The organism is Parafrankia sp. BMG5.11 (genome assembly GCF_004337455.1).
This window is the reverse complement of the sequence record NZ_SJXI01000044.1, coordinates 60083-85620: the sequence shown is the minus strand read 5'-3', so window position 1 is coordinate 85620 and position 25538 is coordinate 60083. Positions and strand designations below refer to the sequence as shown.

The 25538-nt window shown below is 73.0% G+C and carries 16 protein-coding genes; 10 read left to right on the top strand and 6 right to left on the bottom strand.

Annotated features, from left to right (window positions below; genetic code table 11):
* Positions 1-161 precede the first annotated feature (161 nt).
* Positions 162-2759, bottom strand: a complete 2598-nt coding sequence (locus E0504_RS27755) for an RND family transporter (RefSeq protein ID WP_112105384.1) — start codon at positions 2757-2759, stop codon at positions 162-164.
* Between the two features lie 430 nt (positions 2760-3189).
* The gene (locus E0504_RS27750) at positions 3190-3396 is read right to left on the bottom strand and encodes a DUF1918 domain-containing protein (RefSeq protein WP_112105383.1); all 207 of its coding nucleotides are present in this window, start codon (positions 3394-3396) and stop codon (positions 3190-3192) included.
* Positions 3397-4147: 751 nt separating this feature from the next.
* Here E0504_RS27750 and E0504_RS27745 point away from each other — a divergent pair.
* From E0504_RS27745 to E0504_RS27735, 3 genes are all read left to right on the top strand, one after another.
* Positions 4148-5317 (top strand): phosphatase PAP2 family protein, encoded by a 1170-nt coding sequence (locus tag E0504_RS27745; protein ID WP_112105382.1) that lies wholly within the window; start codon positions 4148-4150, stop codon positions 5315-5317.
* A gap of 74 nt (positions 5318-5391) precedes the next feature.
* Positions 5392-6564, top strand: coding sequence for a phosphotransferase family protein (locus tag E0504_RS27740; protein ID WP_235013775.1), 1173 nt, complete (start codon positions 5392-5394; stop codon positions 6562-6564).
* Positions 6565-6705: 141 nt separating this feature from the next.
* On the top strand, positions 6706-8493 hold the full coding sequence (locus E0504_RS27735) for a C2 family cysteine protease (RefSeq protein ID WP_112105381.1): 1788 nt from the start codon (positions 6706-6708) through the stop codon (positions 8491-8493).
* 24 nt (positions 8494-8517) lie between these two features.
* Here the strand turns inward: E0504_RS27735 and E0504_RS27730 are convergent, their stop codons facing one another.
* On the bottom strand, positions 8518-9663 hold the full coding sequence (locus E0504_RS27730) for a universal stress protein (protein ID WP_112105380.1): 1146 nt from the start codon (positions 9661-9663) through the stop codon (positions 8518-8520).
* Positions 9664-10613: 950 nt separating this feature from the next.
* Between E0504_RS27730 and E0504_RS27725 the strand changes: the two genes are divergently transcribed.
* From E0504_RS27725 to E0504_RS27715, 3 genes are all read left to right on the top strand, one after another.
* Entirely contained in the window at positions 10614-12890 is a 2277-nt protein-coding gene (locus E0504_RS27725) for a hypothetical protein (RefSeq protein WP_131626093.1), read from the top strand.
* A 79-nt stretch (positions 12891-12969) separates the two neighbouring features.
* Positions 12970-14772, top strand: a complete 1803-nt coding sequence (locus E0504_RS27720; RefSeq protein ID WP_112105378.1) for an FAD-dependent oxidoreductase — start codon at positions 12970-12972, stop codon at positions 14770-14772.
* Between the two features lie 69 nt (positions 14773-14841).
* The gene (locus E0504_RS27715; protein WP_306769274.1) at positions 14842-16377 is read left to right on the top strand and encodes an MFS transporter; all 1536 of its coding nucleotides are present in this window, start codon (positions 14842-14844) and stop codon (positions 16375-16377) included.
* Positions 16378-16479: 102 nt separating this feature from the next.
* Here the strand turns inward: E0504_RS27715 and E0504_RS27710 are convergent, their stop codons facing one another.
* On the bottom strand, positions 16480-17202 hold the full coding sequence (locus E0504_RS27710) for a hypothetical protein (protein WP_071063995.1): 723 nt from the start codon (positions 17200-17202) through the stop codon (positions 16480-16482).
* A 416-nt stretch (positions 17203-17618) separates the two neighbouring features.
* Here E0504_RS27710 and E0504_RS27705 point away from each other — a divergent pair, with 416 nt between their 5' ends.
* Both E0504_RS27705 and E0504_RS27700 read left to right on the top strand, forming a co-directional pair.
* Positions 17619-18146 carry a peptidylprolyl isomerase gene (locus tag E0504_RS27705; RefSeq protein WP_071063993.1) on the top strand — a complete coding sequence of 176 codons (528 nt, stop codon included), beginning with the start codon at positions 17619-17621 and terminating at the stop codon, positions 18144-18146.
* Positions 18147-18224: 78 nt separating this feature from the next.
* Positions 18225-19370: a rhomboid family intramembrane serine protease gene (locus E0504_RS27700; RefSeq protein WP_131626092.1), complete on the top strand. Its 1146-nt coding sequence runs from the start codon at positions 18225-18227 to the stop codon at positions 19368-19370.
* Between the two features lie 23 nt (positions 19371-19393).
* Here the strand turns inward: E0504_RS27700 and E0504_RS27695 are convergent, their stop codons facing one another.
* Together E0504_RS27695 and E0504_RS27690 are read right to left on the bottom strand one after the other, a co-directional pair.
* Complete coding sequence (locus tag E0504_RS27695) at positions 19394-19846, bottom strand: PH domain-containing protein (RefSeq protein ID WP_112107962.1); 453 nt, start codon at positions 19844-19846, stop codon at positions 19394-19396.
* A gap of 5 nt (positions 19847-19851) precedes the next feature.
* Entirely contained in the window at positions 19852-22989 is a 3138-nt protein-coding gene (locus E0504_RS27690) for a BTAD domain-containing putative transcriptional regulator (RefSeq protein ID WP_131626091.1), read from the bottom strand.
* A 228-nt stretch (positions 22990-23217) separates the two neighbouring features.
* Here E0504_RS27690 and E0504_RS27685 point away from each other — a divergent pair, with 228 nt between their 5' ends.
* The gene (locus E0504_RS27685) at positions 23218-24474 is read left to right on the top strand and encodes a class I SAM-dependent methyltransferase (RefSeq protein WP_243657641.1); all 1257 of its coding nucleotides are present in this window, start codon (positions 23218-23220) and stop codon (positions 24472-24474) included.
* A complete protein-coding gene (locus E0504_RS27680; RefSeq protein WP_131626089.1) occupies positions 24471-25388 on the top strand; it encodes a PIG-L deacetylase family protein in 918 nt (305 codons plus the stop codon). The genes E0504_RS27685 and E0504_RS27680 overlap by 4 nt, the downstream gene beginning before the upstream one ends.
* The last annotated feature ends 150 nt before the right edge of the window (positions 25389-25538 follow it).

Genomic DNA, 25538 nt, shown 5'->3' with positions numbered 1-25538 from the left:
TCCGCTTCCGGGCTGCCGGCATGGCGGACAGCCGTCCGCCGCGACAGCGCGAGTCAGTCGAGCGTGCCACAGGGGTGCCGAACGACGAAGACCCGGTCCGGCCGCGTCACACCGGACCGGGTCCGTCGGCCCGCCCGGTAAGGGCGGAGCCGACCGCGCCGTCAGCTCTCGGGGGTGGGCCCGGCCGAGCCCCCCGCGGCGGGCGGGGTAGAGCTGCCGGCGGGCGGTGCCGAGCTGCCGTCCGGCCCGGGCGGCCCACCCACCCCGGCGCCGGCGGGGGCCGGGGTGGGCAGCGGGATCGCGCCGGCCGCGAGCCGCGGGCCGCGGTAGACCCAGCCGCGCTCGTCCGCCCACAGCAGCAGTGGCGGCAGCACGACGAGCGCGGAGAGCAGGGCGACGCCCACGTTCAGGGCCACCACCAGGCCGAAGTCGCGCAGTAGCGGCAACGAGCTGAACGCCAGGACCACGATCCCGATCACCGCGGCGAGCGCGGACACCATGAAGGCACGCCCGGTGCGGGCCGCCGCCTCCTCGATGGCGGCCAGCGGGTCGCGCCCGCGGCGGCGCTCCTCGATGTGCCGCATGACGATCAGTGTCGTGAACTCCGTGCACAGCGCGATCACGAGTGGCCCGCCGACCGCCGTCAGCGGGCTGAGGTCGAAGCCGGCGAGCCAGGAGACGATCGCGGTGAGCCCCACCGCGATCAGCACGGGTATCACCGACACCACCGCGCGGACGATGTTCCGGTGCCACAGCAGCAGGATCAGGAACACGCCGATGAGCGCGAAGTACGTCAGCTCGACGCGGTTCTTCTCGAAGTTCTCCAGCAGGCCGGTGCCGACGACGGCCAGGCCGGACGGCGTCGCGCGGATCCCTTCGGGCGGGCTGACCGTCGCCCGGATGTCGTCGACGACGACCGCGCGTTCCTCCAGCGCGCCCGGCCCGGTCCGGAAGATCAGGTTGAGTGCCTTGCCGTCCAGGTTGACCGTGCTCTTCTGGATCGCTTCCGGCGTGACCCGGTAGGCCCGCTCGATGTCCGCGCCGGTCGGGGCGAGGAGCGTGGTGTCGGGCACCTCCATGAGAAAGCTGATCGTCGTCACCAGGCTGGACGCCGTCAGCAGTTTCTGGGGGTGCTCCTTGAGCTGCTGGTAGGTGAAGTCGTGGACGAACTTCACCGTCCTGTCGTCGAAGACCTCACCGGACTGGATGTAGACGCCCAGCTCGCTGCTGGACCCCGTCTGCGCCTTGAGGTCCTGGATGTCGTGCACGACCTGGGAGTCCTGGCTCACCCACTTCTCCGGGTCGGTCTGGACCTTCAGGTCGCCCTCGACGACCAGCCCACCGGCGAAGATCGCGGCCGCGAGCACGACGAGTGGGATGGCGGTCACCCGAGGTAGCGAGCCGAGTGCGACCACCGCGCGTCCGAGCGGGCCTCGTGAGTAGTCCTTCGGCGCGGTGGGGGAGCGGCGCTCCCGGAACCCGAGCGAGGCGGCGCTCAGCAGCACGGTCGCGACGACGATGACCGGCAGGCCGATCGCGAGCAGGACGCCGAAGTCGCGGATCATCGGCACCTTGCTGAACTCCAGCGCGAGGAACGCGACGATTCCGGCGACGGTGGCCACCGCCAGGGCCGGCATCAGCCGGGCCAGCGCCTCGGCGACGGGATCGCGGGCCCGGTCGAGCTGTGCCTCCTCCTCGACCCTGCTGTGCAGCTGGACCGCGAAGTCGATGCCGACCCCGAGCAGGACGGGCATGCCGGCGATGGTCACGACGGACAGCGGCACGCCCAGATAGCCCGCGAGCCCGAACGCCCAGACGAGGCCGACCGCCACCACCCCGAGCGGCAGCAGCCGCCAGCGCACGGCGAAGGCGACCAGCAGCAGCCCGGCCATGATGACCAGCGAGATGGCTCCGAGCGTGAGGAAGCCGCCGCGCAGGTAGTCGTTGATGTCACGGAGCAGCACGGCGGCGCCGGTCGTCATGACGTCGGCGTTGTCGAAGGTCAGGTCCTGCATCGCGGCCTCGGTGGCGGACGCTCCGTGGCCCTCTTCCTTGATGGACGCGTTCCCCTTCAACCGGACGATCATCTGCGCCGTCCGGTCGGTCGGGAAGAACGACTCGAGCGACTTGCGGACGGCACCGGTGTTGTCGTGCAGCAGGAAGTCCGCCCAGTCGGGATCGTCGAAGTCACGCCGATCCGCGGGTATCGCGTTGATTCGTTCCAGGGTGCGCAGCGAGTCGGCAAGCCGCCGCTTTGCGGAGTCCGGATTCGGATCGCGGCTCTGGGCGTCGAGCAGGATCTGCCCCGCCGGGCTGCTGATCGGATTCCCGTCCGGGCTGGTGACCAGGTTCGCGGTGAACTGCAGCGCGGTGAGCGGGGTGATCACGCTCTCGATGCGCGGGTCCTTCTCCAGTCGCGCGGAGAGATCGCGGAACTTCTCGACATTGCCGGTGGTGAAGAGGTCGACGAGATCCGCGCCAGGCTTCGTGGTGAACAGGACGATCATCGCCTGGCCGCCGAAGAGGTTCTGGTAGGCGACGTTGTCCTTGGCTACCTGCGAGTCGGAATTGAGATAGTTGTCCTGGCCGGTGGTGAACTCCAGCTTGGTCAGGCCGAGACCGAGCACCGCGGTGATGATCAAGGTCACCGCGGCCACCACGCCCGTCCGGCGGCCGACCGTGCGTCCGAGGCCCGACCAGAATCGCGCCGACCCACCAGATGGGGCGGACGGGTCGGACGGCGCTGGCGAGCTTGGCATCAGGCTGCTCCGGGGATCGAAGATGTTCGCGGGGGGCCTGTGAGGTCCGTCCGTGAACGGTTTCCAAGGTGTATAGCGCACGTCACATCCGCATGCCGACCCCTTGCGCGGGAGAAAATCATCCCGAGGCCGGCATACGGCCTCGGACGGCTCCGCTCACCACCGACCAGTTGATGCTGGTAGCGGGACTTTGCCCCTGGTAGGAGGAGTCCCGCCGGTACGAGCGGGTGCGCCGGGTTCGGATCGGCACTGCACGTGCGGTCTATCGATCTCCGGAAAAACGGGTGTCCGGACGAGCGTGCGTGGGCGCTCAGGAAATGTGCGGAGCGTCCGTCACATCCGGGCGAGGTGCCCGGACGCCCGGCGGACCGGGCGACGGGCGCCTTCGGTTGCTGTCAGGTGCTGTCAGGTGCTGTCAGATCAGGTGTTGTCAGGCCCTCGCGTGCTCCCGCGCCGGCCGCAGCTCGATCGTGGAATCGGCACCCGGGAAGAACAGGCCCTCATGGCCGTCATCCCAGCGGACCAGGTACGGAGGGCCACCGGCGACGCCGCGGACTTCGATGATCACCCCATGGCGCTCAGGGCACCCGACCGTCCGGCCGTGGACGACGAAGCGGTCCCCGACGGATGCGTACATGATGTGTCTCCCTTCGGCCATTGGTGCGCAACGCCGCCGACCGAGGCGACGCGCATCGCTGCGCGCCCGCCACGGCTGTCCGGCGGGCTCCTCCGGCGCGGCCGGCCCGGGGTGCGAGCGCCGGCGCCGCCCCGGTGGAGCGGTAGTTCCGGAGTAACACGGTTCGCGGCCACGGGCAGCTTGGAGGGGGAGGAACGCCGCGAAGGTCCGTTTCATCAATTTTGCGCGGGGGGGCGGGACGTCGGGTGGTGCCGCGGCGGCCGCGGCGGCCTCGGCCGTGAGCTGACTATGTGATTTCGGCTATAGTCGTCGGCTCCGACGTCCCGGTGTGCGCCATGTCTCGCCCTGACGTGCACGGTGGGTCCAGTCCGGACACTTCGCCCACGGACCGCCGAATCCGCATGTTGTTGGCATGCCGGTGCCCAAGCCGGGCACAAGTGTGGCTGACAGGTGTCGGGCATCTGACACGACGGTGGGTGAAAGTGCCCGATGTGGTGGAAATAGCCGAGGGTTGTTCGCCGTTGGTTTATCTCACTGTCACCCGTCGTGGCGACCGGCGTGTCGCATGCGTGCCGGGCTGATGGCGGACCGCAGCGAGCGTGGCGACTGAGAGTCAGTGCGTGGCCGTCTCCGGGGGATGAGTGCGGGGTCACACTTCCCAGGAGCTTGCTCTACTTACCGATCGGCCGGTAGGAACGTGAGGTTAACGGGGCATGTCGGCGGGAGGGCGTGAGATGCACCGGGGCGGCTCATGGTGAGCATTCCGTTTCCTTCGCACGGGCGGGCCGGGTCCGCGACCGGGTCTGTCACGGTCGGCTCGGGGAGCGCCGGGTGGCGGGCGACCCGCACCGGTCGCGTGGCGGCCACGACGCTCTTCTTCGCCGGCCAGGTGCTGCTGCTCGCCGCGCTCTACATGATCTATCGCATGGGGCGGAAGATGGCCGTCGGCCGGGAGCCCGAGGCGCTGGCCAACGCGCGGGACGTCTGGAGCCTGGAACGCCTGCTCGACCTGCCCAACGAGTCCGCGGTCCAGCAGCTCGCGCTGCACTCCACGGAGCTGCTGGAGCTGGCGAACCGCTTCTACGTCGGGGTCCACTTCCCGGCGTCGATCGCGTTCCTGCTGTGGGTGATGATCCGCCACCGGGACTACTGGCCCCGGGTGCGCACGGTGATCCTCGTGTCGACCGGCGCCGCGCTCATGATCCACATTCTGTACCCGCTGGCGCCGCCCCGGTTCCTGCCGCAGGAACTGCCGCACGTCACCCTCGTCGACACCGGCGCGGTCTTCGGGCCGTCCCCGTACACCGCCGGTGACGCGGTGGCCAACCAGTACGCGGCCATGCCGAGCCTGCACGTCGGCTGGTCGATCCTGGTCGCCTGGGGAGTGGTGAGCATCCTGCGCTCACGCGCGCGGTGGCTCATCATCGCGCACCCGGTGATCACAACCGTCGTCGTCGTGATCACCGCGAACCACTACTGGCTGGACGGCGTGATCGGCGGCAGCCTGGTGGCCACGGCGGTTCAGCTCACCCGGCTCGAGGCGCACGCCCGGATGCGACTGTGGACCATCGCCGCCGGCCAGCGGCTGTGGGGACGGACGGGTGAGGCCACCGCGTCGCTTGCCGGCTCGCCGTCCGGAGCCCTCGGTGGCGTGGGTGTCGGCACGGGTGTCGGGAACACGACTGATACGGATCCGCGGACTGGAACAGACCACGGGACGGGTACGGACCACCCGGTGGGCGTGCCCTCCTCCGTGGTCCTCACGGTGGTGCTTCCCGCCGCGCGCGGCGGGCCTCCCCGCGCTGACCTGCCCGCACAGCGTCCGTTCCCACCGGGCGGCACCGAGCCGGAGGACCGTCCGCCCACGGCGGCGCGGGCCGACGTCGCCGCGGTGGAATCCGCCGACGGCGAGAGCGGCTGACCGCCGCCGATCGTCCGCGGTCACTCCTGCCGATGCCTCGGTCGGACAGCCGTTCCCGGCACTAGGCTCGGCGGATGGCGGTGGATGATCTCGCGGGGTCACGCCCGGTGCGCGACGAGGACGCGTTCGACGTACCCGCGGTGGACGGCTGGCTTCGGCGCCGGCTGCAGGAGCGGGCCGCGGTCGGCGCGGCCGAGATGGGGGTCGCGACCGGCGCGGGGGTGCTGACCGAGCGCCCGCCCGTCGCCCGTTCCATCCCGCCGCCGGGCCGCCCGCAGGTCCGGCAGTTCTCCGGCGGCGCGTCCAATCTGACCTACCTCCTGCGCTACGAGGACCGCGACCTCGTCCTGCGGCGGCCGCCGCACGGGCGGAAGGCGTCCGGCGCACACGACATGGCGCGGGAGTACCGGGTGCAGGCCCGGCTGCGCCCGGCGTTCCGGTACGTCCCGCGGATGGTCGCCTTCTGCGACGACCCCACGGTGATCGGCTCGGAGTTCTACATCATGGAGCGGGTGCCCGGCGTCATCCCGCGCTCGGAGTTCCCGCGCTCACTCACCTTCGACCCGGAGCGGACGCGCCGTCTCGCCTTCCACGTCGTGGATCTCCTGGTCGCCCTGCATGACATCGACCCGGTCGCCCACGGGCTGTCCGACCTGGGGCGCGGTGCCGGGTATGTCGATCGGCAGCTGACCGGCTGGGCCCGGCGCTACCGGGAGGCCCGCACGCCGAACGTGCCCTCCTTCGAGGTCGTCGTGCGCTGGCTCATGGAGTACGCCCCCGAGGACGTCGCGACGTGCGTCATCCACAACGACTTCCGCATCGACAACGTGGTCTTCGACGTGGCCCGTATCGACGACGACGGCCTCCCCCGAATCAGTGGCGTCCTCGACTGGGAGATGGCCACCCTCGGCGATCCGCTGATGGACCTCGGGGGTGCCCTCGCGTACTGGGTGCAGGCTGACGACGACGACCTCTTCCGGCTCACCCGGCGCCAGCCGACCCACAGCCCGGGCATGCCCACCCGGGCGGAGATCGTCGAGTACTACGCGGCACGGCGCGGGCTGGACGTCGGCAGATGGCCCTTCTACCAGGTGTTCGGGCTGTTCCGGCTGGCTGTCATCGCGCAGCAGATCTACTTCCGCTACCACCACGGCCAGACGACCAACCCGGCGTTCCGCGAGTACTGGCAGGTCGTCACACACCTCGAGAAGCGGTGCCTGCGCGTGATGGCGGCGGCCGGCCTCTAGCGCCGCCCTCGACCTGCGGCCGCTGCTCTGACTGGCGGAACTGTCTGTTGTCCTCTACCGACGCGCTGGTCCACCGCGGGTGGAACGCGGATACCGTTGATCATCACGTTTCGTGTCACAGATGTGGTCGGAGTGTGACTATTGTCGATCAAGGGGCAGCGGATCAAAGGGCAGTGGATCGAAGGGCAGTGGGCCGAAGGGGCTCCGGTCGCCGCCGCGGCGGCGGTGCTGCGCCGGGTCGCGGTGGAGAGCTCGTCGTTGCTTGCGCCGGTGATCGTCCTGGACGACGACGAGACCTGGCGGTCACCCTGGCAGCGCCGCTGCCATGGCCGCATCGACGAGTGGACGTCCGCGCTCGCGGCCGGCGCCCGTGCGGCGCGGGAGCAGGCGGTGCGTCTGGAGTTCCTTGCGGCTCGGGGCGCCTGGGGGGCCGTGACGCTCGGGCCGGCGGCGGTGAGCGCCCCGCGCTCGCCCGTCTCTCATCCGGCCGTCGTGGGCGTTGCCTTCTCTCCGGAGCGGCTCGCGGAGCTGGCCCGCCGGCTCCGGCGTGCCGCGGACGACGCGGCCCGGCTCGCGGCCGAGGTCAGGCGCGTGGCGCACGCCCTGCCCGGTGACATGGGTGGTGCCCTGGCGGCGGAGGGGTGCTGTCGGGGCCTAGACCGGGTGGCGGCCGAGGCACCCGACATGGCCGGCGCCATCGACGGCAGACTGGCCTACGCCGCGTCTGGCGCGTCTGCCGGGTTCGGCGGGTCCGGCGGGTTTGCGACATCCGCTCCGGCCGTGGAGCGGGCGCCGGGTCCCGAGATGCAGCACGCCGCCCGGCTCACCGAACCGCGGTCGGCGGGCGCGGACACAGCGCGCACCGTGGCCGAGCTGACCGCGTCGATCGGCGCGGACCCGTTCCGCCTCGATCCGCGTGAGCTGAGCGAGCTGTCCACCCGGCTGGGCCGGCTCGGCCCGGCCGAGCTGCGGGCGGTCATCGGCGGGCTGCGGGGGCGCCCGCTGGAGGTGCTCGCCGCCGCGGTCCGTATCGCGCCGACCCGGGTGGAGCTGCGCACGCTGGGCCTCCTGCCGGCCGTCCTCTCCCTTGGTGACCTGCTCCTGCGCGGGGCGCCGGCGTCGATGGTGGCCGAGATCGCGCGGCTGTTCCCCGGCCTCGAACCGTCCATGGGCGGGCGGTATCGGCCGTGGGCGTACACCGCGGGGCATCCGCCGTCCACCGGCGACCTGACGATGCGCGACCACGGTCGCGATCCGGTCTGGGCGAGCGGTGTCACCCCGTCGGACGTCGGCCAGGGCGCGGTGGGGGACTGCTACCTCCTGGCCGCGCTCATCGGTATCGCGCAGGCCGATCCGGGGCTGCTGCGCCGCAATCTGCGGGAGAACCCGAACGGGACGGTCAGCGTCACCGTCCACCTTCCTACCGGCGCGGTCCCGGTCACGGTCACCAGAAGCCTGCCTGCCCGGGCGGAGGCCGGGCAGGAGATCGCCGCGGACGCGGACAACGCCGCGGGCGAGCCGGAGCTCTGGGCCGCGCTCTACGAGAAGGCCTGGGCGCGGACGGCCGGCAGTTACGCGCGTCTCGAGGGCGGTGACCCCGCCACCGCGATGGAGTACCTGACCGGCACAACCGCCGCCCGCCGCCCGCCGTCCGCCGTGGGTGTCGACGAGCTCGCCGCCAGGCTGGCAGCCGGTGGGGTGGTGACCGTCGTGACGCGTTCGGACCCGCCGCCGGGTTGCGGGCTGGTGCCCAACCACGCCTACGCGGTACTGAAGGCGGACGCGCGGACGAGGCAGGTCCTCCTCCGCAACCCGTGGGATCAGACCGGCACCGACAACCGGCTGGACTGGCGCGACTGGGACGGCCTGAAGCCGGCGCTGGCGGGCGTCCAGTGGGCTTCGACCGGCCGCGGTCCGCCGCCTCGTTGAGCGGCCTTCTCCGGGCGTCAGGTGTCAGGCCCGGATGATCGCTACGGGGGCGGCGGAGTGCAGCATCGTCTGGTGGCTGACCGAGCCCAGGAGGAGCTCGGCGAATCCGCCCCTGCCCCGGGCTCCGACGACCAACAGGTCGGCGTCGTGGCTGGCCTCGAGGAGGGCCCGGGTGGCAGAGGCGGGTACCAGCTGACGGCAGACGTCGATCTCCCCGGAGCCGGGCGCCGGAGCGGCGAGCCGGAGCACGGCGGGCTCCGTACCGCCCGGCTCGGCGGGCTCCCCTGGCTCGCCGCCGGGGATCGGGCCGAGGACCTGTTCGATGGACTCGTCCAGCACGGCCCGCGCCTGGCCTTCGAGCGCCTGCACGATCTCCCCGGACGTCTCGGCGAGCGGGAGGGGGACCGCGGCGAGCCAACTGTGGATGACATGCAGCGGTGCCCCACGCAGTGCCGCCGTGACCGCGGCCCACCGCAGCGCGGCCAGCGAGTTGGGTGAGCCGTCGACCCCGACGACCACCGGCCGCCGGTGCGGCGGGCCCTGCCCCGGTGCGCTCGTGGGGCTCAGCCGCCCGTCGGCGACCGGCCCGGCACCGGCGAGGCCGTCCGCATCGGGCTCGCCGGCATCCCCCGAACGGGGGAGTCGCGCGACGACCACTGGCACGGGGGAATGGACGGCCACGGACGTACTCACCGATCCGAGCCGCAGGCGGTGCAGGAGCCCGCGCCCGCGCGCTCCGACGACGATCATGGCGGCGTCCCGGCCGGCGGTGAGCAGGGCCTCGGCGCCAGGAGCGTCCACCACCTCCTCGAGGACCTCGAGTCCCGCGGGGATGGGGGCAGCACTGATCGTCTCATGCAGGAGGTGGCTGGCCGCGAAGGCCAAGGTGGCCTCGTCGTGCGGCCCGGCGATCGCGTCGGCGGACCTGCGTACGGCGGCGGGCTGCTCGTCGGCGCAGGACCCGAGGACGGCGCGCACCCGCAGGCCGCGCCGGCCGGCCTCGGCGACCGCCCAGGTCAACGCCGCCGCGGAGCCGGGGGATCCGTCGATCCCGACCACGATGTCGGCTGCTGTGCCCACCGTAGGACCGCTGTGCCGTTCGGTCGCCGGCGCGCCGGTTCGTTCCGGGGTCTGGTCCGCCTGCGTGCCGGTCAGGGCGCCGTCGGTCATCGTTGTCCTCCTGCTCGGCGCGATCTGTCCGTCCCGGGTCGCGCCTCGGCGACGGCGGCGGGACGTGCCGTCGGAGCGGACCTACCCGGCTCGTCGAGCGGGAACCCGAGCTGTCTGGCGAGCAGATCGTTGTTGCCGGGTGGGGGTGGTGGGCGGCCGGACACCGCTGTGACATCAATCAGTTGTCGCTTTTTTGGGTTGAGCTCGACTCTGATGTGTGCCGATGATTGCGAATAAAGATCCTCAACGTTGTGATTCGCGAGAGGTTTTTGACCTCGGCGCAGCAGAGAAAATTCGATCGAATCATGCGCCGTGGCCGGAGTGTGGCCTCGCTGTGCGCAGTCTGGCTCGGAGCCGGCGGGCCCAACCGGGTGGTGCCGATCATTCCGGACTGTCACGGACGATTCCCTCCCCGGCCGGTGTGCGCTCTTTGTATGCTCTGCGTCCGCGCATCGAGGTCACCGCCGATGGTTGGAGCACCCGGTGACTTCGCGGTCACACGACGCGGTGAGGGAGCTGTGTTCTGGACGTGGGTGGGCGGTGGTCGGCCCCGGCGCGTCGCCGCGGGGGGCGGAGTAACGTACGTGAGCGGACGAAGGCCCGCGTATCGTTGTCTCCCCGCCGGGGTTCCGGGTGCTGCCGGAGCGGCCTGGCTCAGATGACAAAGGTGCATTCGACAACCTGCGCGCTCCGGGGGTGAGCGTCGTGCCCCCGGGAGCGCGCACCCTGAGTTCCTGGCTAAATGCCCGATAAAGCGATCGGACAACTACGAGACCGCACAACAACGCGATCTCAGCATCACTGGACGGCCTCCACGACTGATACCAAAGACCATCGAACGCGCCAGTCGGCGGCTGCGTACCCGTGACCGGTCGGTCGCGAGCGGAGGAGCCGCGGGGGCGGCGGCCTCCGGCACCGGGAGACGCCCGCCATCTGAGGGAAGGAGGAACGTGGCTTCCGACACCATGACCCAGTTAGTCATTCCTGGCGCCCTAGTGATGGTCAGTACTCCCGATCGAGGTGTCCCGGTCGCGAGCACGGCGGACTGGCACGACGCTCTCCTGAACGTCAAGTCGGGCGTCACGCCCGCGATGAAGCTCGTCGCCTTCACGATCTGTACGCACTGCGCCCCGGCGGACCGGCCGGCGCCGAGCGGTGCCTACGTCACCTCGCCCGGCCTGTCGCTGCTCTGCGAGCAGACGAACTTCAGCCGTACCCACGTGCAGCGGCAGCTGTCGCTGCTGCGGGCGAACGGCTGGCTCGTGACGATCACCCGGCCCGCGGCCGGCCGGCCGGCGCGGTACCTGCTGAGCGTGCCCGTCGCGGTCGCGCGTGCGGGCGGCTACCGGCTTGCCGGCGAGGACGTCGAGCAGCGGGACACGGAGCTGGTTGGCGCGACCGCCGCGCCGGCCCGCCGCACCCCCGGCCTCGCCGCGGTGACGTCGTCCGATCGCATGCTCACGACCCCCCCGGCACCGGGCGGGCCGTCGGAGCCCGGCCGGGGCTCCGGGTGCCTCGCCTCCGGAACCCTGGAGCGGCCGGCGCTCGTCCGCCGCCGCAAGCGCGCGACGTACAGCGCGGGCGGCCGCGGGGTTGTCCGGGTGCGGCGCAAGCCGCGCACGCTCCCCCCGTCGGCGGTCACGGACGTGATCGTGGCCGCGTCCTCGGTGGCGCCGGTGACCGTGGGAGACACAGCCTCCGCGGCCGGCCCGGAGCAGGTGGACGAGGCGCGCCCGATGGCCGTCGGCGAGACGAGCTACGTGCCGTTCGGTGGCGGCCAGATGGGCTCCGACGTCGCTGCCGGAACAGCGGGCGGCGCGGTCCGCGCAGTGTCCGACATCTCGACAGGGGCCGTCGGCGCGGCACAGTCTCCGACGGCACAGTCAGCCTCGTCCGCACAGTCGGCGTCTGCGCCTTCATCGTCTGTACCTTCTGCGACGGCGCAGTCCGCGTCCGCGCAGTCGGCGTCCGCGTCGGCCATCTCGGCATCGGCGGCCTCGGGCCGTTCACTCGGGCCGCGGCCGATCGTTCCCGTGAGCGAGCGGGTAGCCGGTGCGGCCCGGGCGCCGGAGGCCTCCCTCCGCGGGGTCGCGACGAGCGCCGAGCCGCCGATCACACCTGCACCGCCCGTGCCCGCGCCTCAGCCGACGGCGCCCGGGCCGATCGCGCCCGTGTCTCAGCCCCCTGCGCCGACCGCGCCCGCGTCCCAGCCGACGATGCCCGCGCCTCAGCCGCCCGCGCCCGCCCCGGCTACGACTGCGCCGGCTACGACTGCGCCGACCGCCGAGGCACCGTCGCCTGAATCGCAGCCGCAGCCGCAGCCGCAGCCGCAGGCAGCGGCACCGGAGCCGGAGTCGGAAGCCGAGCCGGAACCGGTCGAGTCACCTGTCGTGGACGAGATCCGGATGGCAACCCGCCAGGTGATCGAAATCCTCGCGAAGATGCTGCGCCGCCAGGTCGAGGACTTCGCGGAGCTGGACAGGCGGGTCTACGAGGTTCTCTCCGAAGGCGACTGGGCTCCGGTGGAGTTGGCCACCCACCTGGTCAACTTCGTCGCCAACGGTGTCTGGGTGAACGGCGACGATGTGGCCGACAACATCCGGTGGCGGATGGACCGGCTGCCGTTGGGCGTGACCGAGTGTGGCTGCAAGTCCTGCCTGGGCTGGCGGGCCGCCCCGGAGCGTCCGCCGCGACCGGCACCGCCGTCGGCGCCTGGGCCGTCCGCGGCGGGGGCGTCCGCGAGAACGTCCACCCCGGTGCGGGCCGCCGGACCGCCACCGGCCGGTCCGGTCGCGGCGGTCACCACCGCCGCCGCGACGAAGGCGGGTTCGGCGCGGTCCGGGCGTTCCCCCGCCGCGAACCCTCCGGCGCCGCCGGCCCGTCCGGCCTCGACCTCGGACGTCGTGGCGAACCAGGCGAGTTCGGCTAAATCGGCTAGTCAGGTGAATCGGGCGGGCCCGGTGGAGCAGTCGCCTGCCGCGCCGCCCCCGCCGCCGGATCTCGCCGCGATCGCCGCGGCGGCGGCCGCCGGAGCGGAGGAGGCCCGACGCAACGAGGAGGCGAAGCGACTCCAGACGGCCGGTATCTCAGCAGCCGGTGACTCGGAGCCTGGTGACCTGGTGGGCGGTGACTCGATTGTTGAGGGCTCATCGGCCCAGACCCCGCCGGGCACCGCGGGCGTGCAGAACGGTACGAGCCAGGAAGCGGAGCCGCTCACGGAAGATTGAGTAGAGCGCGATGGTCGTCCGTCACGCTCCGTTCCCGGCGCCCCGGCGCACCTGAATGCCTGGCGGCATGATGGGGCACATGGGCGGCGACGAGACCGAGCGGTCGGGCGCGGACATCGAGCCTCGGGACGACTGCGACGTCCTGGTGATCGGCAGCGGGTTCGGGGGCAGCGTGACCGCGCTCCGCCTGGCCGAGAAGGGCTACCGCGTCACGGTCGTCGAGGCCGGCCGCCGGTTCACCCCGGCGACACTGCCGAAGACGAGCTGGGACATCCGCAGGTACCTGTGGCTGCCGCGGCTCGGGTGCCACGGGATCCAGAAGATCACCCTGCTCGGGCGGGTGCTGGTGCTCTCCGGAGCAGCGGTCGGCGGTGGATCGGTCGTCTACGCGAACACGCTGTACCGGCCCCTGGACGGTTTCTACGACGATCCCCAGTGGGCGGACATCGCCGACTGGCGTGCCGAGCTCGGGCCGTTCTACGGCCAGGCCGAGCGCATGCTCGGCTCCACCCGGAACCCGTCGATGACCATGGCGGACGAGGTCTTCCGGGACGTCGCACGGGATATGGGCGTCGGGGACACCTTCCGCCTGACCGACGTCGGCGTGTTCTTCGGCCGCGACGGCCAGCGCGAGCCGGGGGTGACGGTTCCCGATCCCTACTTCGGCGGCGCCGGCCCGGCCCGGACGGGCTGCGTCGAGTGCGGCGAGTGCATGACGGGATGCCGGCGCGGCGCGAAGAACACCCTGGACCGCAACTACCTCCACCTGGCCGAAGGGCTGGGCGCCCGCATCGTGGCGGACACGACCGTGCGCTCGGTGCGCCCCGACGGGCGCGGTGGCTACGAGGTCGAGACGGTGCGCACCGGCAGCCGGCGGCGGGACGCGCGGCGCTGGACGGCCCGCCAGGTCGTGTTCGCCGCGGGCGCCCTGGGAACCCAGCGCCTCCTGCTCGGCATGCGCGAAGAGGGGCACCTGCCCGGCATCTCCGACCGGGTCGGCCACCTGACCAGGACGAACTCCGAGGCGATCCTGGGCGCGACCCGGCTGCGGCCGGATGAGCGGATCACCCGGGGGGTGGCCATAACGTCGTCCTTCTACCCGAACGATCACACGCACGTGGAACCTGTCCGGTACGGCCGGGGCAGCAACCTCATGGCGTTCCTGTCGAGTGCCATGACCGACGGCGGCGGCTCCCTGCCACGCTGGGCGAAGCACCTGCTGCTGCTGGCCCGCCGCCCGTACCTCACGCTGCTCGCCCTGCCGTGGCGGTGGTCGGAACGAACCATGATCGCTCTCGTCATGCAGTCCCGGGACAACTCGCTCACCGTCAGCCGGCGCCGCGGGCCGTTCGGGACGTCCTGGCTGACGAGCCACGCTGGCCACGGGGAGTCCAACCCGACCTGGATACCGGAGGGCAACCAGGCGGCGCGGCTGGTGGCGGAGCGGCTGGGCGGGCATCCGGGCGGCGCGATCACCGAGCTGGCCGACATCCCGCTGACGGCGCACATCCTCGGCGGGGCGGTCCTGGCCGCTGATCCCGCCCGGGGCGTGATCGACCCGTATCACCGGGTTTTCGGCCATCCCGGCCTGCACGTTGTGGACGGCTCGGCGGTGCCGGCGAACCTCGGGGTGAACCCCTCGTTGACGATCACGGCGATGGCGGAGCGGGCGATGGCCTTCTGGCCGAACCGGGGCGACACCGACCCCCGCCCGCCGGTGGGCGCGGCGTACCGGCGGATCGCGCCGGTGGTACCGCGGAACCCGGCGGTGCCCGCGGACGCACCGGGACATTATGAAATAAGTGCCCTGACCAGGACGAATACGGATATTCCCCGGGATGTGGTAGCTGGCGGTGGCCGGGAGACTCCTCACAATATGTAATCAGAGTCACATTTCCTGGGGATATGGCTGGCGGCAGTCTCTGGCCGAATTCCGTCGGCGGCCCCGGTTATGTTCCCAGGCATGTCGACTCCACCCGACACAGGAACAACACCGCAGCCGCCGGCCGGCACGTCGGGGCGGTTCGGTCTCGCCCTGTTGGTCATCTGTGGGGCACAGTTGATGATCGTTCTCGATGCGACGATCGTGAACGTCGCGCTGCCGAGCATGCGTGACGATCTCGGGATCAGCGAGGTCGACCTGCCCTGGGTCCTGAACGCCTACACCCTCGCGTTCGGTGGCCTGCTGATGCTCGGCGCCCGGGCGGGCGACATTCTGGGCCGCCGCCGGATGTTCGTGGTCGGTGTCCTGCTGTTCGCCCTGGCGTCGCTGGTGGGCGGGTTCGCGACGACCCCGGCCTTTCTCTACGTCGCCCGGGTCGTACAGGGGGTCGGCGGCGCGATCGCGGCACCGGCGGCACTGTCGCTGGTGACGACCACCTTCCCGGAGGGCCAGCAACGGAACCGGGCGTTCGGCATCTACGCCGCGATGTCCGGATCGGGTGCCGCGATCGGGCTGATCCTCGGCGGCGTCCTCACCGACCTGCTGTCCTGGCGCTTCGTCCTGTTCGTGAACGCGCCGATCGGCCTGCTCGTGGCCCTGCTGGCGCCGCGGGTCCTGACCGAGGCACCCCGGCGGACGGGAACGTTCGACCTCCCCGGCGCGGTCGGGGTCACCGCCGGTGTGACGGTCGGCGTCTACGGCCTGACCAGGACGACCACCCACGGATGGTCGGACGCGCTGACTCTGCTCTGCCTGATCGGCGGGGTTGCGCTCCTGGGGCTCTTCCTCCTCCGGGAGGCGATGTGCCGCGAGCCGCTGGTTCCGCTGTGGCTGTTCCGGAACCGGGATCGCGGCGGCGCCAATCTGATCATTCTCGCCGTCGCCGCGGCGATGTTCGGTGTCTTCTACTTCCTCACCCTGTTCGTGCAGGGCGTGCTCGGCTACAGCCCGCTCCAGACGGGCTTCGCCTTCCTGCCCGTCAGTATCGCGATCATGGTGGCGGCGGGAGTCTCCGGCCAGGTGCTCGGCCGGTTCGGGGCGAAGCCGTTGCTGGTGATCGGCCCGCTGATCGCGGCGGGGGCGCTCTTCTGGCTGTCGACCCTGTCGGCGGACTCGTCCTACCCCACGTTGCTGCTGCCCGCGACGGTGCTGTTCGGCTTCGGGGTCGGGATCTCGTTCGTCCCGCTCACCGCCGTCGCGGTTGCCGGCGTGGACGCGGCTGACGCCGGCCTGCCCTCCGGTCTGCTGAACACCACCCAGCAGGTCGGCGGTGCCATCGGGCTGGCGGTTCTCGCCACGGTCGCCAGCACGGTGGCGAACAACCACGCGGCGGACGCGGCCAGCGCCGCCGGGTCGGCCAGGCCCTCGCCTGCCGCGATCATCGAGGCCTCGGTCGCCGGGTACGCCGACGCCCTCCTGGTCGGGGCGGGGATGTGCCTGGCAGCGATGCTCGCCGGGCTGTTCATGATCACGTCGGCCGCCGGCCGGCTGGAGTCGGCCGGTGCAGCCGAGGGCGCATCCCAGCCCGTTCCCGGCCACGTCTGAACTGACGGCGTCGGACGAGCCGGCGGCATCGGAACCAGCGGGGCGTCTGAGCCGACGGCAGACGGTGCCCGGCCCGAGGAAGGGCCGGGCACCACGCGCCGGTCAGGTGCGCCGGCCAGCCTCGGTCATGGTGTCGACGCCGGGCATCTCCTCGAGCCCGGAGGTGACCTCCGGGCTCACGCCGTCGGCGAGGTCGGAGCGCAGCGGGGTGACCGGCTCGGCCGTGATCGTCTCGGTGTCGGCGCTGGCCAGGTAGCGGCGCGCCGCGACGGCGGCGGCCGCGCCGACGCCGATGAGGAACAGCGTCACGACTCCGCGCCGCCGGCGGCGGTGCACCCGGGCGAGCTTCACCTCGGCCTTCTCCAGTCGCTTCTCCAGTAGCTCCTGAGCGCGGTCGGCCCGCTGGCGGGCCTTCGACTCGGAGCGGACGGCCTTGCGCGACCGCGACTTCTCCAACCGGAGCTCGGTCGCCATCCGCGCCCGCTCGGCCGACAGCTCCGCGCTGGAGCGGGCCTTCTCGATCCGCCGGGCCGTCCGGCCCGACACCGCCGACGCCTTGCCGACGGCGAGCCCCGCGGCCTTGCCGGCAGCCTTGCCCGCGGCCGTCCCCCCGGCGCCGGAGACGTCGGAGACCCGGTGCACGAGTGTGCTGCTGGCGTCACGGGTGGCGTGCGCCGCCGAGCCCGCGGTGCTGCCGGCCTTCAACGCGGCTTTCGACGCCGCCGCGCCGGCGCGATCCGCCGCGTTCTTCGCCGCGCCAGGGAGCCCGCTCACCGGCGCGGCGTCCGTCACGTGCGCGAGCCTGTCCTTGAGTGTCGTGCTCATGGCATCCCTTCGCTTATTGCGTCGTGGCCTGTCGCGATCCTGGTGCCGGATCGCGCCCGGCGGCCGGCCACGGCTCCACCGGCGTGTGTTGATACGCGCCGTCAAGATCTGTGCAGTGTCCCGTACCCCGTTCGGTGGCTCCTAACAACGCGGCGGGACGTCGGGTCGTGTCACCTACCCTTGTGACACATGCCCTGTGCTGTCCCGGGTACCGACGGTTACCGGTGGTCCCGTGTGGGTGCGGACCGTGGTGCCGCTCGGGTACGGCCCGGGGTCCGGGGCGGCGTCCGGCGTGCCTGTCGGGATGTCCGGGAGCCGGCCGCGGGCGGCGCGCCAGGTTCCGGTCGGAGGTGCGGCATACGATCGGGGCCAGGACACGCCGTACGTGCCGAAAAGACGGAGAGAAGAGAGGCCCCATGGCCGAGGAGCTGTACGCGACGGTGCGCACGACTCAGGGCGACATCGAGATCAGGTTGTTCCCGGATCACGCGCCGAAGACGGTCAAGAACTTCGTCGGGCTCGCGACCGGGTCCCGGGAGTGGACCGACCCCGCGACCGGCGAGAAGAAGACCGGTGTGCCGCTGTACAGCGGGACGATCTTCCACCGGGTGATCCCGAACTTCATGATCCAGGGCGGCGACCCGCTCGGCAGCGGCCGGGGCGGCCCCGGCTACCAGTTCGCCGACGAGTTCCACCCCGACCTGCGGTTCGACCGTCCGTACCTGCTCGCGATGGCGAACGCGGGCCCGGGCACGAACGGCTCCCAGTTCTTCATCACCACGGCGGCCACCGACTGGCTGAACCGCAAGCACACGATCTTCGGCGAGGTCACCCGGGGGACGGACGTCGTCGACAAGATCGGTAAGACGCCGACCGGCGCTCAGGACCGCCCCAAGACCGACGTGGTGGTTCAGGAGATCGTCGTCGAACGCCGCCCGGCCTGAAGCGTCGATCATGAGGGCAGGGGCGGCGCGCGCGACCGACCGGGATGATCGCAGGTGCCCGGCGCGGCGGGTCCGGCGGTGACGGACTCGCCAGCGGGTGATCCGACCCGTGCGCCGGAAGGCTCTTCTGATGCGCCCGGGGGTTCCGGTGGGGCCGGTAGTGCCGGCGAAGCCGAGATCCCGCGTCCCGCGTCCCCCCTGCCCGCCGCAGGCGAGCCGCCGCCCGCCGGCGGCCCTCCCAACGGCGGCCCTCCCAACGGCGGCCCTGCGTCGGGCGGCCCGCCGCACGAGCAGGTCGGATGGCGGCCGGAGACCGGCCCGCCCGCCGGCCACGCCGGGTGGACCCCACCGCCGGCGGGAGCGCCGAGCCTGCCCCACTGCTATCGGCATCCCGAGCGGGAGACGTACGTCACCTGCCAGCGGTGCGGGCGTCCCATCTGCCCGGACTGCATGCGCCCGGCGGCTGTGGGCTTCCACTGCCCGGAGGAGTCCGGCGCCGGCGGTGGCGGGCGCCCCGAGCGGCGCCGAGAGCCGCGGACGGACTTCGGTGGCCGGCCGGGAGCCGGTCGCCGCGGGCTGGTCACCCAGGTTCTGATCAGCCTGTGCCTCGTCGCGTTCGTCCTGCAGGGCCTGCCCGGGCTGGCGCGCGACTCCGGCTCCCTGAACCAGTTCAGCGCCGACTTCCGCCTGTACGGCGTGTCTCTCGCGTGGGACGACCAGTACTACCGGCTCCTCACCGCCGCCTTCCTGCACGTCAACTACCTGCACGTCCTGGTGAACCTGTATGCGTTGTTCGTGCTCGGCTACCAGCTCGAGGCGATTCTCGGGCGGCTCCGCCTGGTGGCCCTGTTCGTCGCCTGCGCCGTCGGTGGGAACACCCTGAGCTACCTGGTGAACGGTGTGTCCGTGAACTCGGTCGGGGCGTCCACCGCGATCTTCGGTTTTTTCGGCGCGTACTACGTGATCGCCCGGCGGCTGCGCGCCGACACGACGCAGATCCTGATCCTGATCGGGATCAACTTCGCGCTCACGTTCACGCTGTCCTTCATCGACCGCTGGGGCCACGTCGGGGGGCTGGCGGCCGGGGTGCTCGTCGGCCTGCTCTACGCCTACGTCCCGCCGCGCCGAACGGTCGTGCAGGCGGCCGGGGTGCTGGCGCTTGTCGGCCTGCTCTTCGCGGCGGCCGTCATCAAGAGCGCGGACCTGACCACCGCCTTCGCCTAGCGGCCCCCTGCCGCCGTCGGGAGTCAGCCCAGGCGGAGGCGGAGTTCCTCGACGGCCTCGGCCACCCGCTCCGGGTCGGTGCCCAGTGCGCGGCGGCTGAGCAGCACGGGCCCGTCGATGGTCTCGATCTCCAGGGTTCGTAGGTGAACGAGGCGCCGTCCGTGGGTGAGGGTGCCTGACCGCGCGCCGATCACCGCGGCCCACGGCAGGTGCCGGCGCCGCAGGCCCTCCATGTAGTCGATCCCGCCGGGGCCGAGCCGCAGCGTCGGCCGGGACACCGCGTCGTTGATCGCGAGCGCCACCAGGCCCAGCCCGACCAGGCCGACCAGCAGCCGTCCCGCGCCGTCGAGGGAGGCGACCCGCCAGGCGAGGTCCTCGACGGCGGCCACAACGAGCAGCACCGCGCCGCCCGCGGCGTAGGCCACGCACCGCCAGAGCGGCGGCGACCAGGAGAGGTCGACCGGGGGCGTGCTCACCCGCCTCACCCAACCACAGGTGGCGCGGGCGTCCCGGCCCCCTGGTGCTCCAGCTCGGCGAGCGTGGTCAGGGCGCGGTCCACGACCTCCAGCCGGGTCAGCTGGGCGGCCTGCCGCCGGATCGCCGCGACCGCGTCCACGCCGAGCCTGTCCCGCAGCTGCTCAACCAGGTTGTGGACCCGCTCGGCATCCGCTCCGACCACGGCGGAGGAGTCCGGGTCCGCGTCGGCGGCCGTTGAGAGCAGCAGCGCCTCGGCGTCCCGCCCCAACCGGCCGAACAGGTCCGCCACGTTGCGCAGCGTGGTCCACTGCTGCGGCCAGCTACCGGTGCGCAGCCACAGCCGGATCACCTCCGGGTAGTGGGCGGTCGCGGTCGCCAGGTCACCCGTCCGCACCGCGGACGAGGCGAGGGTGACCAGCGAGATCCCGACCGCGAAGGTGACGCCGCCGGCGCGGGCCGCGGCCAGGGCACGCTCGGCGTGCCGGCGCGCCGTAACGGGATCGTCGTGGATGTGGATCTCGGCCTGGACGTACTCGACGAACGACCAGATGATCGGCCCTCCCGACGTGCCGACGAGCTGACGTGCCCGCGTGACCAGCGCGTCCGCCCGGTCGGCATCGCCGCCGTAGGCCGCGGCCAACGCCGCGACGGCCATCTCGTTGGCGGCCAGGTCGGCGTCGAGCGCGGCCGCCGCGACGAGGTGGTCGATCGATGAGGCGAACTCGCCCGCGAAGAGGTCGGTCACGCCCAGCGCGTACCGGGCGGTCGCGACACCGGCGTCGTCCACGGCGGTGGCGAGGGCCCGGTCGGCCAGCTCGCGGGCCTTCCCGAGACTGCCGGCCCGCCAGGCCGCGTGGCTGGCCGCGGCGTACAGCAGCGGGGCCTCGGGCAGCTCGGCGAGGCCGGGGTCGTCCGCGGTCTCCAGGGCCCAGGCCCACAGCTCGGCGTTGTTGTGCCAGGCCGCGAACTCCCCGAGATCGATGCTGATCCGGGCCGCCCCGGCCAGGTCGCCGTGTTTCAGCATCCGCTCGCGGCAGGCACGCAGCACGGGCAGCGCGGTCAGGATCCGCCGGCCCCAGCGCGGCCCGTCCGGACCATGCAGGCCGCCCGCCGCCGACCGGGTGAACTCGCGGGCCCACGCCGCGATCAGGATCTGGGCGGTCTCGAGCTCCCCGGCGGCCCGAGCGGCCTCCAGGCCGAACGCGCGGATGCTGTCCAGCATGCGGAACGCGGTGCCGTCATCGGGATGGGCCGGGTCGGTGACCGTTTCCACCATCGACGCGTCGACAAGTGTGCTGAGGGCGGCGATCGGATCCTCCGCCGGCTCGGGATCCTCGGAGCAGGTGACGGCGTCGGCGACGGCCTCCGCGATCGAGAGGTCGAACAGGCCGGGAACCGCCGCCAGGTGGCGGAAGAGACGCTGGGCCTGGGCGTCGAGTAGCCGGTAGGACCAGGCGATCGTGCCGCGCAGGGTGTGATGGCGGTCGTCGTCGACGGGCGGTCGCCGGCCTCGCCCGAGGTCGAGCCCGGCGTCCATCCGCGCGCGCAGGTCGGCCGGGCTCAGCGCCGTCAGCCGGCTCGCGGCGAGCTCGATGGCCAGCGGCAGCCCGTCCAGGCGTCGGCAGATCGCCGCGGCGTCCTCGAGGGCCGTCGCGGGCAGATCCCGGCCGCCCCGTGCCTGGCGTGCCCGGTCGAGGAACAGCCGAACGGCGGCGGCGCCCGCGGGATCGGTGTCCGGGGCGGGCAGCGGCAGCGGCCCGAGGCGGAACACCCATTCCCCGGACGTTCCCAGCGGAGCGCGACTGGTCGCGAGCACCGTGAGGTTGGGTACCCAGCGGAGCAGCTCGCCCACCAGGTCGCGGACGGCGTCCAGGAGGTGCTCGCAGTTGTCGATCACCAGGATCTGCCGGCGGGTCGCCAGATAGTCGATGACCGCGCGGAGCAGGTCCCCTCTGGTCGTGACCTCGAGGGCCTGGGCCAGCGCGAACGGCACGGTCGCCTCGTCCCGGACGGGCGCCAGCTCGACGAGGGTGGCTCCGTCCGGCCATCGCGGGGCGGCGTGGTGCACCAGGTCCAGCATCAGCCGGGTCTTTCCCACTCCGCCGGGGCCGACGACGGTGACGCAGCGGTCGGGGTGCAGCAGCTCCGCGAGCCGGTCCAGTTCCTCCGCGCGGCCCAGCAGCGGGGTGGGCGAGCGCGGGACGCGCGCCCTGGCCGGCCCGGCACCGCGGCCGTCCGGGTCATCCGGCCGCCGTGCCGGTGTCGTGACCGCGGTCACTGCCGGTCTGGCCGTGACCGGCTGGCCTGCCGTTACTGCCGGTCTGGCCGTGACCGGCTGGCCTGCCGTGACTGGTGGGCCGGGCTGGACGGCGCCTGGGACGGGGCCGGCGAGGTCGCCGCGGGCGACCGCGCGTTCGAGGTCGGCCAGCGCCGGCGACGCCTCCAGGCCCGTCTGGTCGGCGAGCCGGCGGCGGAAGTCACGGGCCGCCGCGAGGGCCTCGGGTGCCCGGCCGTCCAGGGCCAGCGCGCGGACCAGCAGCAGCAGCGCCGACTCGCGTAACGGGTCGGCGGTGGCCGCCTGCTCGGCATCTCCGATCACCGCGCCAGCCGGGCCGCAGGCCAGTCGGGCGTCGAGCAGGCCGTCCACGAGCGTCTGCCGCAGCCGGGTGAGCCGGGCCGCCTCGGCGCCGAGCGGACCGGCGGAGCCGAACTCCGCCAGGGCGTCACCGCGCCACAGATCGAGGGCCTGCCGTAGCCGGTCCACCGCGGCGGCCGGGTCGGTGGGGCGCAGCGCGCGGGCCTGGGCGGCGAACGCCTCGGCACGGGTGGCGTCGAGCGCGTCCGCGCCCAGGACCAGGCGGTATCCGGCGCCGTCCCGGATGAGACGGCCGGCCCGCGGCCCCAGATGGCCCCGGACGCGGGAGAGATGGCTGTGCAGCGTGCCGTCCGCCGAGGCGGGCGGGTCGGCGCCCCAGACCGCGTCGATCAGCGTGCCGGCCCCGACGACCCGCGCCCGCGACATCGCCAACATGGCCAGCAACGCCCGCCGCCGTGCACCGGGGACGTCCACCTCGGCGCCGTCGACACGCAGCCGCATCGGGCCGAGCACGTCGATCTCCACGCCCGTGTCCGCGTCGTCCACGTTGTCGCCCCCCGAATCCCTCGATTTCCGCCCACCGGGACGTTTCCGCCCCCCGGGACGGCCGTGCATCCGCCGTTCGGTGGCCGTGCATCCGCCGGGACCGTCGCGCATCCCGCGTGCAGGTCCCATTCAAGTCCGTGACCGCAGTCTCAGAGGTGTTCATCACCGGGATCGTCCGGACGGGTGCCTGACACCTCGCCGGGCATCCGACACAGCGAGGAGGCAGCCATGACGAGCACGACCATGACGAGCACGACCATCGAGACGACGGCCGGCGAGACGAGCCGAGAGGCAACGCCCGGGACCACCGACGGGACCGTCCCCGGGAGTGCCCCCGAGACGGCTGGAGCGGCGGTCGCCGAGGCTGGTACGCCCGCGGGCCTGGACCTCGCGGAGGTCGAGCGGTTCACCTACAAGATCGCCCAGGACCAGGCGGTCGCCACCGTGGGCGCGCTGGGCTGGCTCGGCGATCGGCTCGGGCTGTGGGCGGCCCTCGCGGCCGCCGGCCCGGTCACCAGCACGGAGCTCGCGGCGGCGACCGGTCTCGCCGAGCGGTACCTGCGCGAGTGGCTCGCGTCCCAGTTCGCCGCGGGCAACCTGCGCCATGACCCGGCGAGCGGGCGGTTCCACCTGCCCGCGGAATGGGCCGCCGTGCTCGCGGACCCGAACTCGCCGGTGGCCTCGGCCGGCGGCTACGAGTCGCTCATGGGCTTCTACGCGGCCGCGGACCGGCTGGTCGAGGCGTTCCGCACCGGCGGCGGCATCGGCTGGGGGACCCACGACCCGCGGCTTTACAGCGGTGTCGACCGGTTCTTCGGTCCGCTCTACCGCGCCAGCCTGGTGAGCGAGTGGCTGCCCGCGCTGGACGGGGTCGTCGAGCGGCTGCGTGCCGGCGCGAAGGTCCTCGACGTGGGCTGCGGCCACGGCACCTCGACGCTGCTCATGGCGGAGGCGTTCCCGATGTCCACCTTCCACGGCGTCGACCCGCACCCCGAGTCGATCCATGCCGCGCGGACGGCCGCCAACCGCGCCCGGGTGGCCGACTGGACGACGTTCTCGGTCGCCCCGGTAACCGGCGACATCGGCAACGGGTACGACCTCGTCTGCTTCTTCGACTCCTTCCACCACGTCCGGGACGCGGTGGCGGCCGCCGCGGCGTGCCGCCGGGCGATGGCGCCGGGCGGCACGCTGATGCTGGTCGAGCCGCGCGCGGGGGACAGCGTGCAGGAGAACACCGACGTCGTCGGGCTGACCTTCTACGCCGCCTCCACCCTGGTGTGCCTGCCGGACGCGCTGTCCCAGCACGGCCACGGCCACGACCACGTCGGCGGCCACGACCACGACGGCGACGGCGACGCCACGGACGCGCTCGGCGGCATGGCCGGGCCGGCGCGGCTGCGCGAGGTCCTCACGGCGGCGGGGTTCGGCTCCGTCCGGGTGGCCGCCGAGACCATGGTGAACATCGTCGTCGAGGCCCGGTCGTGACCTCCGGCCCGGTCGTGACCTCCGGGCCGGCCGCGACGGAGGCCGCCGCTCCGGTCGATCCCGAGGTGGCGGCGGTGGTCCTCGACCTCCTCACCGCGGGCCGCGCCGCGGCGGCACCCCCGGCGACCGCACCGGCGGGGGCGCCGTCCCCGGGACCGTTGCTCGGCGTCTGGGCGCACCCGGACGACGAGACCTACCTCTCCGGGGCGCTGATGGCCACCGCCGCGCATCTCGGCGCCAGGGTCGTCTGCGTCACCGCCACCCGCGGCGAGCTGGGCGGGCTGGTCCCGCCCGGCTCGCCCCCGGGGCTGACCCTCGACCGGCTGCGGGTGGCCGAGCTGGCCGAGGCGCTGGACGTCCTCGGGGTGCGCGAGCAGGTTCTGCTCGGACTCCCCGACGGCGGCTGCGCCCAGGTCGCCCAGGCCGCCGCGGCGGGCCCGGCCGGCCCGCCGGGCCCGGCCGGCCCGGTGGAGCGGATCGCGGGCATCATCCGTGAGCTCCGTCCGGCGGTCGTCGTGACGTTCGGGCCGGACGGGTTCACCGGCCATCCGGACCACCGCGCCGTCTCGGCCTGGACCACCACCGCGTTCGCGCGGGCGGCCCCGGACGGCGCCCGCCTGCTGTACGCGGCCGCGTCGACCGACCACCGTGAGCGGACGAGGGACGTCGACGAACTCCTCGGCATCGCGGTGGATGGCGCGGACCTTGACGGCGACGACGGCCCGGTCGTCCCGCCAGGCGCGCTCGCGGTACGGCTGAACCTGGCTGGACGGCTGCTGGAACGCAAGGTCGCCGCGTTGCGGGCGCACGCCTCGCAGACCGCGGGCGCGCTGGCGGCGCTGGGGCCGGACCGGTTCGCCGGTTGGGTCGCGGAGGAGGCCTTCGTCGACCATCGCGGCCGGGTGTCACCTTGACTGTCGCCTTGGCGACTCCCCGGCAGGGGGGCTTGCGCACCACGGCCCGACGGCTACCATTCGCGTTCTTAACTTTACTTAAAGTAGCGGCACGGTTGCCCTGATCCGTCGGTGACGGCGTCCGGTCGCACGCGACGGCGCCGCGCGGGC

Excerpts from the sequence above, each read along its gene's own strand:
- E0504_RS27750 (WP_112105383.1), bottom strand. The coding sequence starts at position 3,396 with ATGTACGCATCCGTCGGGGACCGCTTCGTCGTCCACGGCCGGACGGTC.
- E0504_RS27720 (WP_112105378.1), top strand. The coding sequence starts at position 12,970 with ATGGGCGGCGACGAGACCGAGCGGTCGGGCGCGGACATCGAGCCTCGG.
- E0504_RS27705 (WP_071063993.1), top strand. The coding sequence starts at position 17,619 with ATGGCCGAGGAGCTGTACGCGACGGTGCGCACGACTCAGGGCGACATC.
- E0504_RS27730 (WP_112105380.1), bottom strand. The coding sequence starts at position 9,663 with ATGACCGACGGCGCCCTGACCGGCACGCAGGCGGACCAGACCCCGGAA.
- E0504_RS27755 (WP_112105384.1), bottom strand. The coding sequence starts at position 2,759 with ATGCCAAGCTCGCCAGCGCCGTCCGACCCGTCCGCCCCATCTGGTGGG.
- E0504_RS27685 (WP_243657641.1), top strand. The coding sequence starts at position 23,218 with ATGACGAGCACGACCATGACGAGCACGACCATCGAGACGACGGCCGGC.
- E0504_RS27745 (WP_112105382.1), top strand. The coding sequence starts at position 4,148 with ATGGTGAGCATTCCGTTTCCTTCGCACGGGCGGGCCGGGTCCGCGACC.
- E0504_RS27740 (WP_235013775.1), top strand. The coding sequence starts at position 5,392 with ATGGCGGTGGATGATCTCGCGGGGTCACGCCCGGTGCGCGACGAGGAC.
- E0504_RS27710 (WP_071063995.1), bottom strand. The coding sequence starts at position 17,202 with ATGAGCACGACACTCAAGGACAGGCTCGCGCACGTGACGGACGCCGCG.
- E0504_RS27715 (WP_306769274.1), top strand. The coding sequence starts at position 14,842 with ATGTTCCCAGGCATGTCGACTCCACCCGACACAGGAACAACACCGCAG.